Origin of the sequence: Peribacillus sp. NPDC046944, from assembly GCF_050272735.1 — a bacterium.
Taxonomy (GTDB): domain Bacteria; phylum Bacillota; class Bacilli; order Bacillales; family DSM-1321; genus Peribacillus.
The window spans coordinates 185,497-198,262 of the sequence record NZ_JBNNML010000003.1 but is presented as its reverse complement, the minus strand read 5'-3'; the positions used below and the strand labels follow the sequence as shown (position 1 = coordinate 198,262).

Below are 12,766 nucleotides of genomic sequence, written 5' to 3'. Positions count from 1 at the left end.
GAAGGAGCCTCTATCATGGTTCGATTTTGGTTGAAATGCACGGGCGTTTTACTTATTTTGTTTTTAGGTGTACTTATCGGGATGCAGCAGGCAAACGACGGCATGAAAAAAATGAAAGGGTATGAAGACCCCGCTTTAAATAGTGCTTTCACCATTAACCAATCGGAGCAGGGAGAAATGGAAGCGGATATCCTTGGGCAAAAAGTGACGAGTCATGATATAGAGACGAAAAAAGAAAAGCTGGAGGAAATGAAAGCTTATAATTTTTTCTCCTCCCTTGGCAAGAGTCTGGGTGAAACCGTATCAGCAGCTTTTAACGCACTCTTTAATATGATTTAGTAGTAGGATAAGCCGGTAGAAAGTTCTAGAAAAAGGCTCCATTCAAATTGAATGCAGCCTTTTTTGCTATCTCCTTCTACATAATGGACTGTCCTTGTAACTATTCTGTTGAATCTTGCATTTTCTATTGATATAATGAAAAATAGTGTATTGTGTCGACTATTGGGAGTGAACGTTATGAATAGAGAAGAGAAATTAAAAAGACAATCAAAGATTCGTAACTTTTCCATCATCGCTCATATTGATCATGGTAAATCAACATTGGCGGATCGTATCATAGAAAAGACGAACGCCATGACTCAACGTGAAATGAAGAGTCAATTGTTAGATTCTATGGACTTAGAGCGTGAGCGTGGAATTACGATTAAATTGAATGCGATTCAATTGAAATATAAGGCGAAAGATGGCGAAGAATATATCTTCCATCTTATCGATACACCGGGGCACGTAGATTTCACTTACGAGGTTTCACGAAGCCTTGCTGCGTGTGAAGGTGCAGTCCTTGTCGTGGATGCTGCTCAAGGCATCGAGGCCCAGACGCTTGCCAATGTTTATTTAGCATTGGACAATAACCTGGAAATTTTACCTGTCATCAATAAGATTGACTTGCCAAGTGCCGACCCTGAGCGGGTCCGTGGTGAAATCGAGGATGTAATCGGTCTTGATGCATCTGATGCCGTTTTATGCTCAGCTAAAGCTGGAATTGGAATTGAGGATATTTTAGAACAGGTCGTAGAATTGGTTCCTGCACCTCAGGGTGATCCGGACGGACCGTTTAAAGCACTTATTTTTGACTCCGTATTTGATGCTTATCGCGGTGTAGTAGCTTACATCCGGGTTGTTGAGGGTTCTATAAAAGTGGGCGATAAAATCAAAATGATGTCCACTGGTAAGGAATTTGATGTGACCGAATTGGGCGTCTTCAATCCGAAAGTCCAAATGCTTGATGAACTGACAGTGGGGGATGTAGGTTTCCTGACCGCAGCCATTAAGAATGTCAGTGATACGACTGTAGGGGATACGATTACGAGTGCCAATAATCCCGCGACAGAAGCCTTGCCTGGTTACCGGAAGATGAATCCGATGGTTTATTGCGGTTTATACCCGATTGATGCATCTAAATTCAATGATTTACGTGATGCTTTAGAAAAACTGGAGTTGAATGATTCAGCATTGCAATTTGAGGCAGAGTCTTCTCAAGCGCTAGGATTTGGTTTCCGTTGTGGCTTCCTTGGCCTTCTTCATATGGAAATCATTCAAGAACGTATCGAGCGTGAATTCAAAATTGATTTAATCACGACAGCACCAAGTGTTATATATGACGTTATCCTTACAGATGGAACGTCCATGAAGGTGGATAATCCATCCAATATGCCGGATCCACAAAAAATCGAAAACGTCGAAGAACCTTATGTTAAGGCGACCATGATGGCACCAACTGAATTTACGGGAACCATCATGGAAATCTGCCAAAACAAACGTGGGAATTTCATCGATATGGAATACGTGGATGAAACGCGCGTAAGTATCCATTATGAGATTCCGTTGTCAGAAATCGTCTATGATTTCTTTGATCAATTGAAATCCAATACAAGAGGGTATGCTTCATTCGATTATGAGTTAATCGGATATAAGCCATCCAAACTTGTCAAAATGGATATCTTGTTGAATGGCGAAACGGTCGATGCATTAAGTTTCATCGTCCATAAGGACTTTGCTTATGAACGTGGAAAAATCATCGTTGAAAAATTGAAGAAATTGATTCCAAGACAGCAATTCGAAGTGCCGATCCAAGCGGCTATCGGACAAAAAATCGTGGCCCGTTCATCCATTAGTGCCATGCGTAAAAACGTATTGGCTAAATGTTACGGTGGCGATATTTCCCGTAAACGTAAATTGCTTGAAAAACAAAAACAAGGTAAAAAGCGGATGAAACAAGTGGGTTCCGTTGAAGTGCCACAAGAAGCCTTCATGGCTGTCCTGAAAATGGATGATACGACTCCAAAAAAATAAATGATAGTAGAAAAAAGAGGGTAGACAGGATCTAGCCTCTTTTTCTATCGGTCCATTCGATTAAATAAAGGTTGTGAACTTAATGATTAAAAGTGCTTACCTGCATATCCCGTTTTGTGAACATATTTGCCACTATTGTGATTTTAATAAAGTTTTCTTACAAGGGCAGCCCGTTGATGAATATTTACGGATGATGAAAAGGGAAATGGAAATGCAACTTGCTAAATATCCGACAACGGAACTGGATACGGTCTTTGTTGGTGGGGGAACACCTACCTCACTTGATGAAAAGCAGCTATCCTTTCTTTGTGAGGCCATCAATGAGACCCTCCCTTTCGATGCCAAACAGGCTGAGTATACGTTTGAAGCCAATCCCGGGGACCTTTCGAGAGAAAAGCTTGAAATCCTCTTTCAAGCAGGCGTGAATAGGCTAAGTTTTGGGGTACAAAGCTTTAATGACGAATTATTGAAGCGCATCGGCCGAACACATCGGGCATCCGAGGTGTATGAAACCATTCAGTTGGCTCAGGATGTGGGCTTCACCAATATTACGATTGACTTGATTTATGGATTACCGGGGCAAACTATGGAAGATTTCGAGGATACACTCGCAAAAGCCCTTGCCCTGCAACTTCCTCACTATTCCAGTTATTCCTTGATCGTCGAACCAAAGACGGTCTTTTACAACCAAATGCGTAAAGGTACATTGAATCTCCCTCCACAGGAACTAGAGGCTTCCATGTATGAGCGGCTGATGGAAGAGATGGAGAGGCATGGAATGCATCAATATGAAATCAGTAATTTTGCTCGGCCTGGTTTTGAAAGTAAGCATAACCTGACATACTGGGACAATAAAGAGTATTATGGCATCGGTGCTGGAGCTCATGGATATACGGGTGGCAAAAGAGTGGCCAATCATGGTCCGGTAAAAAAATACATCACTCCTTTGCTAAAAGGTGAATTGCCTGTTTTAGATGAACATCCTGTGCCGCTCTATGAAAAAATGGAAGAAGAGATGTTTTTGGGGCTCCGGAAAACAAAAGGCGTCTCCCTAGAAACATTCAAAAGTAAATTTTCTGTAGAAATGAAGGAGATTTTCGGGGAATCGCTCGAAGAACAAATGAAAAAGGGGTTACTCACGATTGAGGACGGGTTCGTAAGCCTGACTGAGCGTGGCAAATTGCTTGGTAATGAAGTGTTTCAATCGTTTTTGGGAGTGGTTGATACGGATTGATGGAAATCTCTTGTCCTATAAACGGTAATTTAGCGGTTTTCATTATTGACATCATCAGCTTCATTTGATAATTTATTAGTATATTAGCACTCAGGAAGTTAGAGTGCTAACAGAGGTGATCATACATGCTAACTGATCGTCAATTATTGATTCTGCAAGTGATAATCGAGGATTTTATCCATTCAGCCCAGCCTGTCGGGTCGCGAAGCTTGTCGAAGAAAGATGAAATTACGTTCAGCTCGGCCACTATTCGCAATGAAATGTCTGATCTTGAAGAATTGGGTTTTTTAGAAAAAACTCATACATCTTCAGGAAGGGTTCCTTCTGAAAAAGGGTATAGATATTATGTGGATCATTTACTTTCTCCTCAAGCTCCAAAAAAGAATGAAATGAAATTGTTGAAATCCGTGTTCGTGGAGCGCATTTATGAACTGGAAAAGATTGTCCAAAAATCAGCTAAGATACTCTCTGAATTGACGAATTACACGGCAATCGTTCTTGGCCCCAAAGTCAATGAACATAAGCTGAAAAAGATTCAAATCATTCCATTGAGTCCTGAAACGGCAATTGCGATCATCATCACTGACACAGGCCATGTTGAAAATCGAATGATTTCCCTGCCTCCTTCTTTCGATATCAATGAAATCGAGAAGGTAGTCAATATTTTAAATGCCCGGTTAGTGGATGTACCGCTTGTCGAGCTGAAGGATAAGATCTATAAGGAAGTGGCGGTCTTATTGAGCCATCACATCCATAATTATGGATCGGTCGTTTCTGTTCTTGCGGACACCCTCACGGATACGAAACCGGAAAAAATATTTTTCGGTGGTAAAACGAATATCTTGAGGCAGCCTGAGTTCCATGACATTGCAAAAGTCAGCACACTTTTATCCATGATCGAACAGGAACAAGGATTTTATGATCTCATTACGAAAAACCCATCTGGCATTCATGTCAAGATTGGCCGGGAAAATCAAAATACCGTCCTTGAAGATTGTAGTTTGATTACCGCGACGTATTCAATCGGGCAGGAACAAGTGGGCACCTTGGCAATATTGGGTCCAACTCGAATGGAATATTCGAGAGTAATCAGTCTCCTTTCTTTTTTCTCGAAGGATTTAACGACGTTGATGACAAAGCTGTATCAAAAATAGGAGCAAAGGTAATAGTAAGGTGGCGGTAAAAGGGTTACCACCGCCCAACCTATTACTTAAGCATAAATTTGTATAATCCTTTAGGGGAGGTGAGATTGTGGAAAATAAAAACAATGAACAGACATTAAATAATGAAACAATCGAGGAAAGCACGGAAGAAGCGGTTTTTGCTGAAGAAGTGAATTCATCGGAAGAAACTCAGGAGGAAACTCCGGTAGAAAAAGATGAGCTACAGTTGGCTCAAGAAAAGATTCAGGAACTAGAAGCTAAAATCGAAGAAATGGATAACCGTTACCTTCGTTTGCAAGCTGATTTCGATAATTCTAGACGCCGTGCAAAGCTTGATATGGAAGCGGCTCAAAAATATAGAGTGCAAGATATTGCCGGGAATTTGGTCGAGGCTCTTGATAACTTTGAAAGAGCGACTAAAATCGAAGCGGATAATGAGCAAACAAAGTCCCTTCTTCAAGGCATGGAAATGGTCTATAAAGGCATTATTGGTGCATTGGCGAAAGAAGGCATCGAACCGATCAATTCTGTCGGTGAAGAATTCGATCCTCGTTTGCATCAAGCCGTCATGCAAGTTCAAGATGAGAACTTCGGTTCGAACATCGTTGTGGAAGAATTCCAAAAAGGATATCTTCTTAAGGACCGAGTGATTCGCCCGGCCATGGTAAAGGTAAACGAATAAAGAAATCATTACATATAAATATTGGGAGGTAGTGTAACAATGAGCAAAATTATTGGTATTGACTTAGGTACTACAAACTCTTGCGTATCTGTACTTGAAGGCGGGGAACCAAAAGTTATCCCGAATCCAGAAGGAAACCGTACAACACCTTCTGTTGTGGCATTTAAAAATGGGGAACGTCAAGTAGGGGAAGTGGCAAAACGCCAAGCAATTACGAACCCGAACACAATCATTTCCATTAAACGTCATATGGGTACTAACCATAAGGAAGTAATTGATGGAAAAGAATATTCACCGCAGGAAGTATCTGCAATCATCCTTCAATACTTGAAATCTTATGCTGAAGAATATCTTGGAGAAAAAGTAACAAAAGCGGTTATCACCGTGCCTGCTTACTTTAATGACGCTGAACGTCAAGCAACTAAAGACGCTGGTCAAATTGCTGGTCTTGAAGTGGAACGTATTATCAATGAACCTACAGCTGCAGCACTTGCTTATGGATTGGATAAAACAGAAGAAGACCAAACAATCCTTGTATTCGACCTTGGTGGCGGTACATTTGACGTATCCATCATGGAACTTGGAGACGGAGTATTCGAAGTACGTTCAACAGCTGGTGACAACCGCCTAGGTGGAGACGACTTCGACCAAGTAATCATTGATTATTTAGTAGAAGCATTCAAAAAAGAGAATGGCATCGATCTTTCTAAAGACAAAATGGCTGTTCAACGTTTGAAAGATGCAGCTGAAAAGGCGAAAAAAGACCTTTCAGGTGTAACTTCTACTCAAATTTCATTACCATTCATCACAGCTGGAGATGCTGGCCCACTTCACTTGGACGTAACGATGACTAGAGCTAAATTTGATGAGCTTTCATCAAGTCTTGTTGAACGTACGATGGGACCTACTCGTCAAGCATTGAAAGATGCTGGACTTTCAGCTTCAGAAATCGATAAAGTCATCCTTGTTGGTGGATCTACTCGTATTCCTGCAGTAGTGGAAGCAATCAAAAAGGAAATCGGTCAAGAACCTAGCAAAGGCGTTAACCCTGATGAAGTAGTAGCAATGGGTGCTGCTATTCAAGGTGGCGTGTTAACTGGAGACGTTAAAGACGTGGTTCTTTTAGACGTAACTCCACTTTCACTTGGAATTGAAACAATGGGCGGTGTATTCACTAAGTTAATCGACCGTAATACAACGATTCCGACAAGTAAATCTCAAGTGTTCTCAACAGCAGCAGATAACCAAACAGCTGTGGATATCCATGTTCTTCAAGGTGAACGTCCAATGTCAGCGGATAATAAAACGCTTGGCCGTTTCCAATTAAGCGATATTCCACCTGCACCACGAGGAATTCCTCAAGTAGAAGTAACATTCGATATTGATAAAAATGGTATTGTTAATGTTCGTGCAAAAGATCTTGGTACAAACAAAGAGCAAGCCATCACAATCAAATCATCTTCAGGTCTTTCTGATGAAGAAATCGAGCGTATGGTACGCGAAGCAGAAGAAAATGCCGATGCTGATAAACAACGTAAAGAAGAAGTGGAACTTCGTAATGAAGCTGACCAACTTGTCTTCCAAACGGAAAAAACGCTTAAAGATCTAGAAGGTAAAGTAGATGAAGCGGAAGTAACAAAAGCGAACGAAGCGAAGGATGAACTGAAAGCTGCAATCGAGAAAGATGAGCTTGAAGAAATCCGTACGAAAAAAGATGCTCTAAACGAAATCGTTCAAGCTTTAACTATGAAGCTTTACGAAGAAGCGGCTAAAGCACAGCAAGCTGCCCAAGAGGGTGCTGGTGAAGCTGGAGCTGGAGCTCAAGACGATAACGTCGTTGATGCAGAATTTACAGAAGTGAACGAAGACGAAAAAAATAAAAAGTAACCCTTTTGGGATGCTGAAATAGTGGGTAGTGAAATGCTGCCTGAAGTAGAAAAGTCAAAGTCAGGTTATCTTGGCTTTGGCTTTTTTTACAATGGATGGAGCTAAATATAGGAATGATAGGGCTATAAAGAGATGAAATGACAGTTTGAGGGGACATTCCCACTTCTTTTATGGAAGGGTGTTCAAACTGTTTGTGCTTTTCTAGTTGATTATTATCTTCCTACAGTGATAATATAATCTTTATGTGAATCGAATCGGGAGTGGATTTAGATATGAGTAAACGCGATTATTATGAGGTGTTAGGCCTTTCGAAGAGTGCTTCGAAGGATGAAATCAAGAAAGCGTATCGAAAGCTCTCCAAACAATATCACCCTGATATTAATAAAGCAGACGATGCTGCGGATAAATTCAAGGAAATTAAGGAAGCTTACGAAGTATTAAGCGATGAACAGAAAAAAGCCCATTATGATCAATTTGGGCATACTGATCCGAACCAAGGCTTCGGTGGTGGTCAAGATTTTGGTGGTTTTGGCGGATTCGAAGATATTTTCAGTAGTTTCTTTGGTGGTGGAGGTCGTAGAAGAGATCCTAATGCTCCTCGTCAAGGGGCCGATCTGCAATATACGATGACGCTTTCTTTTGAAGAAGCCGCATTTGGGAAAGATACAGAGATTGAAATTCCACGTGAAGAGAATTGTGATACATGTAAGGGCTCAGGTGCAAAGCCTGGTACAAAAGTCGAAAACTGTTCACACTGTCACGGAACTGGTCAGTTAAATGTTGAACAAAATACAGCTTTCGGGCGTATCGTTAACCGGAGAGCTTGTCACCATTGTCAAGGAACAGGTAAAATCATTCCGAATAAATGTTCAACGTGTAAAGGTGAAGGAAAAGTTCAAAAACGTAAAAAAATTCAAATCAAAGTACCTGCAGGTATCGATGACGGACAACAGCTTCGAGTTTCCGGTCAAGGGGAGCCTGGAATCAATGGTGGCCCATCCGGAGATCTATATGTAGTCTTCCATGTCCGTACTCATGAATTCTTTGAACGGGATGGCGATGATATTTATTGCGAAATGCCGATTACATTTGCCCAATCTGCGTTAGGAGACGAAATTGAAGTCCCAACCTTGCATGGCAAAGTTAAATTGAAGATTCCTGCCGGTACACAAACTGGTACGCGTTTCCGTTTAAAAGGAAAAGGCGTTTCGAATGTCAGGGGCTATGGACAAGGCGACCAGCATGTAATCGTATTGGTGGTCACTCCAAAGAAATTGACGGAAAAACAAAAAGAACTTCTTCGTGAGTTCAGCGAAATCAGTGGCCAATCAGGCATTGATGAACAAGAAGATGGCTTTTTCTCGAAGGTAAAGCGTGCTTTTAAAGATAGATGACTAAAAGTAAAAGAAGAGATCGGGAGTTGGTAGGTTATGAAGTGGTCTGAATTTGCAATCCACACAACAAATGAAGCGGTTGAACCTGTTTCAAATATCCTTCATGAGGCAGGTGCAAGCGGTGTTGTCATTGAGGATCCTCTTGAATTAGTCAAAGAACGTGAAAATGTCTTTGGCGAAATCTACCACCTGAACCCAGATGATTATCCGGACGAAGGTGTTTTGATCAAGGCGTACTTGCCGGTTAATAGCTTTCTTGGTGAAACGGTTGATGCTATTAAGGAATCCATCAATAATCTCCTGCAATTTGAAATAGACCTAGGGAAGAACCTTGTTTCAATCAGTGAAGTGAATGAGGAAGAATGGGCAACTGCCTGGAAGAAATATTATAATCCAGTCAAGATATCCGAGCGATTCACCATTGTCCCTACTTGGGAAGACTATACGCCAGTAAGCAGTGATGAATTGATCATAGAACTGGATCCGGGCATGGCATTCGGGACGGGTACCCACCCGACAACCGTCATGTGTATCCAAGCCCTCGAACGTACTGTTGTACCGGGTGATCTTGTGGTGGATGTTGGAACGGGTTCTGGAGTCTTGAGCATAGCGTCCGCATTGTTGGATGCAAAACGAGTTCAGGCACTTGATTTGGATGAAGTGGCTGTTCGGTCGGCCATTCAAAATGTTGAACTGAACAATGTTCAGGAAAAGGTCTCTGTTTCGCAAGGTAACTTATTGGATGGAGTAGATGAACGGGCGGATGTCGTAGTAGCCAATATTTTGGCCGAAGTGATTATGCGCTTTACGGACGATGTTGCGAAAATCGTGAAACCTGGTGGGCATTTCATTGCCTCTGGAATCATTCAACCTAAAAAACAAGATGTGAAGGAAGCGATTCAAGCTTCCGGATTCATAATTGTGGAAACCATCCAGATGGAAGATTGGGTTGCGTTCATTGCTAAAAGAAATGATTGAATGATGAGTTACTCTGATTATCTTATCCACAGGTAATCAGAGTACCTTTTTTTACGCTCAAACCTTGGCAAGGCACAAAGCATTCAAGGGAAGATGCCTTTGACTGCTAGCCTGTGAGTTTTTCTAGACTAGACGGAGTAGGTGGCACTGTGCAACGATATTTTCTTAATGAAATGGACTTTCAGGGACAAACCGTGACCATTACAGGTGATGATTTTCACCATATTGCCAGAGTCATGAGAATGGAACCTGGAGAGCGAATCATAACTGTAAAGGGCAGTGGCATGGCTGCAGTCACGGAAATCTCGGAAATTACGAGTGATACAGTTATAGGAAACATTTTGGAATGGAAGAATGAAGAAAAAGAGCTTCCCGTCCAGGTGACGATAGCGAGCGGTCTGCCTAAAGGGGATAAGCTGGAGTATATCGTTCAAAAGGGGACGGAATTGGGCGCTTACAAGTTTATCCCTTTTATTGCGGCTCGTTCGGTGGTAAAATGGGACCACAAAAAGGTCGGCAAGAAACTAGAAAGACTCCAAAAGATTTCTAAGGAGGCGGCCGAGCAGTCCCACCGTACAGTTGTCCCTTCCGTGACCGAACCGATGTCAATCGCTCAACTAACGGAGCTTGCTTCTGAATACGATCATTCGTTAATCGCATTTGAAGAAGAGGCAAAGCGCGGTGAAACATCCGTGCTAGCGTCGGTGTTGGAAAACATCAGGGCTGGACAGTCGATTCTTTTCGTTTTTGGGCCTGAAGGGGGCCTAGCGGAAAAAGAAATCGAGAAATTAACATCTTCCGGTTTTGTAGCATGTGGACTTGGACCTAGAATATTAAGAACTGAAACAGCACCTTTATATGCACTTTCCGCTGTTTCTTATCATGTAGAACTTTTGAGGTGATGAAAAATGGCAACGGTCGCTTTCCATACATTAGGCTGTAAAGTAAACCATTATGAAACAGAAGCTATTTGGCAATTATTTAAGACAGAAGGATATGACCGTGTTGAATTCGAAAACACATCGGATGTGTATGTCATCAATACGTGTACCGTAACGAATACGGGCGATAAGAAAAGCCGCCAGGTCATCCGTCGTGCTATCCGTAAAAACCCGAATGCCGTCATTGCAGTAACAGGATGTTACGCACAGACGTCGCCTGCTGAAATCATGGCAATCCCGGGCGTCGATATCGTGGTGGGCACACAGGACAGGGGAAAACTGTTAGCATACATCGAACAATTCAAGGTGGAACGCGAACCGATTAATGCAGTAGGAAACATTATGAAAAACCGTGTATACGAAGAATTGGATGTACCAGCTTTTACGGACAGAACCCGAGCTTCTTTAAAGATCCAGGAAGGTTGTAACAACTTCTGCACGTTCTGCATCATTCCATGGGCACGTGGTTTAATGCGTTCCCGTGATCCAAAGGAAGTCGTCCATCAAGCTGAACAGCTTGTCGAAGCAGGGTATAAGGAACTTGTGTTGACTGGCATTCATACAGGTGGTTATGGTGACGACTTGAAGGATTATAATTTGGCGATGCTCTTGCGTGATTTGGAAAAGGTCGAGGGACTTAAACGGATCCGCATATCTTCCATTGAAGCGAGTCAAATAACGGATGAAATCATTGAAGTGCTTACGAAGTCCAAAAAAGTGGTTCGCCATTTGCATATTCCGATTCAATCAGGATCAGATACGGTGTTAAAACGGATGAGACGTAAATATACGATGGATTTCTTCGGGGACCGTATCGAAAAATTAAAAGTGGCACTTCCCGGCCTTGCCGTTACTTCTGATGTCATTGTAGGTTTCCCTGGAGAAACCGAAGAGGAATTCATGGAGACATATAATTTCATCAAGAAATATAAGTTCTCTGAATTACATGTATTCCCATACTCGAAACGTACAGGGACCCCAGCGGCACGCATGGATGATCAAGTGGATGAAGATGTGAAAAACGAACGTGTTCATCGCCTGATCTCTTTGTCCGATCAGCTGGCAAAAGAGTATGCTTCTCAATTCGAAGGAGAAGTACTGGAAGTGATTCCTGAAACACCATTGGAAAATGGGCTTTATGAGGGGTACTCCGATAATTATATGAAGGTTATTTTCCCGGCTACTGAAGAAATGGTTGGAGAAATCGTAAAAGTGAAAATTACACAATCCGGCTATCCACATAGTGAAGGACAGTTTGTTACTATTGTGAAAGATCTTCCATTACAACAAGCAGCTAATCTTTAAGACGGCGATTTATCGCTGTCTTTTTTTTCTTCTTTTTAGAGTGATAACGGAACATAAGGGTATAGTTTATATATATCGTCATTTTGAAATTATTATGGTATCATGAGAGGTACGGACAACTAGTTTTTTTATGAATATTAAGGAGGATTACTAAATGACACAAAATGTAGCAGGTTTAATCGATCACACTTTATTAAAAGCGGATGCAACGAAAGAACAAATAAAAGTTTTATGTGAAGAAGCAAGAGAATATAAATTCGCATCAGTATGCGTGAACCCAACTTGGGTGAAGTATGCTAGTGAGTTATTGGAAGGTTCAGAGGTAAAGGTTTGTACGGTAATAGGTTTCCCTCTAGGAGCGTCCACTCCTGAAACTAAAGCCTTCGAAACAAAAGATGCCATCAGCAACGGTGCGCATGAAGTTGATATGGTAGTCAACATCGGTGCTTTGAAGGACAAGGATGATGAATTGGTTGAGCGGGACATTCGTGCCGTTGTCGCTGCAGCGACTGGTAAGGCCCTTTCAAAGGTCATTATTGAAACATCATTATTGTCAGAGGAAGAAAAAGTGCGTGCTTGCGAAATAGCTGTTAAAGCGGGAACGGATTTTGTTAAAACTTCAACAGGATTCTCAACAGGTGGTGCTACGGTTGAAGATGTAGCGCTTATGAGAAAAACGGTTGGACCGAATATCGGCGTTAAAGCTTCAGGTGGGGTTCGTAACACGAGCGATGCTGAGAAAATCATTGAAGCAGGAGCATCTAGAATTGGTGCAAGTGCTGGTGTATCCATTGTAAAAGGCTTAACAGCTGATTCTGATTATTAATTTT

The 12,766-nt window shown here is 41.8% G+C and carries 11 protein-coding genes; all 11 read left to right on the top strand.

Annotation, left to right across the window (positions count from 1 at the left end):
* Nucleotides 1-15 precede the first annotated feature (15 nt).
* The 11 genes from ACQKIC_RS06605 (at nucleotide 16) to deoC (ending at nucleotide 12,762) form a co-directional block, all read left to right on the top strand.
* Complete coding sequence (locus tag ACQKIC_RS06605) at nucleotides 16-339, top strand: YqxA family protein (protein ID WP_402986315.1); 324 nt, start codon at nucleotides 16-18, stop codon at nucleotides 337-339.
* A gap of 177 nt (nucleotides 340-516) precedes the next feature.
* A complete protein-coding gene (lepA, locus tag ACQKIC_RS06600) occupies nucleotides 517-2,352 on the top strand; it encodes a translation elongation factor 4 (RefSeq protein ID WP_402986313.1) in 1,836 nt (611 codons plus the stop codon).
* An 82-nt stretch (nucleotides 2,353-2,434) separates the two neighbouring features.
* Entirely contained in the window at nucleotides 2,435-3,586 is a 1,152-nt protein-coding gene (gene hemW, locus ACQKIC_RS06595; protein WP_402986311.1) for a radical SAM family heme chaperone HemW, read from the top strand.
* A gap of 125 nt (nucleotides 3,587-3,711) precedes the next feature.
* A complete protein-coding gene (gene hrcA / locus ACQKIC_RS06590) occupies nucleotides 3,712-4,740 on the top strand; it encodes a heat-inducible transcriptional repressor HrcA (protein WP_402869608.1) in 1,029 nt (342 codons plus the stop codon).
* Nucleotides 4,741-4,834: 94 nt separating this feature from the next.
* Nucleotides 4,835-5,431 (top strand): nucleotide exchange factor GrpE, encoded by a 597-nt coding sequence (gene grpE, locus ACQKIC_RS06585; protein ID WP_402869898.1) that lies wholly within the window; start codon nucleotides 4,835-4,837, stop codon nucleotides 5,429-5,431.
* Nucleotides 5,432-5,470: 39 nt separating this feature from the next.
* Entirely contained in the window at nucleotides 5,471-7,318 is a 1,848-nt protein-coding gene (gene dnaK / locus ACQKIC_RS06580; protein WP_402986309.1) for a molecular chaperone DnaK, read from the top strand.
* A 272-nt stretch (nucleotides 7,319-7,590) separates the two neighbouring features.
* Complete coding sequence (gene dnaJ, locus ACQKIC_RS06575; RefSeq protein WP_402869605.1) at nucleotides 7,591-8,712, top strand: molecular chaperone DnaJ; 1,122 nt, start codon at nucleotides 7,591-7,593, stop codon at nucleotides 8,710-8,712.
* Nucleotides 8,713-8,748: 36 nt separating this feature from the next.
* The gene (gene prmA, locus ACQKIC_RS06570) at nucleotides 8,749-9,690 is read left to right on the top strand and encodes a 50S ribosomal protein L11 methyltransferase (protein WP_402869603.1); all 942 of its coding nucleotides are present in this window, start codon (nucleotides 8,749-8,751) and stop codon (nucleotides 9,688-9,690) included.
* A 149-nt stretch (nucleotides 9,691-9,839) separates the two neighbouring features.
* Entirely contained in the window at nucleotides 9,840-10,592 is a 753-nt protein-coding gene (locus ACQKIC_RS06565; protein WP_402869896.1) for a 16S rRNA (uracil(1498)-N(3))-methyltransferase, read from the top strand.
* Between the two features lie 6 nt (nucleotides 10,593-10,598).
* Nucleotides 10,599-11,936 carry a tRNA (N(6)-L-threonylcarbamoyladenosine(37)-C(2))-methylthiotransferase MtaB gene (gene mtaB / locus ACQKIC_RS06560; protein ID WP_402869602.1) on the top strand — a complete coding sequence of 446 codons (1,338 nt, stop codon included), beginning with the start codon at nucleotides 10,599-10,601 and terminating at the stop codon, nucleotides 11,934-11,936.
* A 154-nt stretch (nucleotides 11,937-12,090) separates the two neighbouring features.
* Nucleotides 12,091-12,762: a deoxyribose-phosphate aldolase gene (deoC, locus tag ACQKIC_RS06555; protein WP_402986302.1), complete on the top strand. Its 672-nt coding sequence runs from the start codon at nucleotides 12,091-12,093 to the stop codon at nucleotides 12,760-12,762.
* Nucleotides 12,763-12,766: the final 4 nt, after the last annotated feature.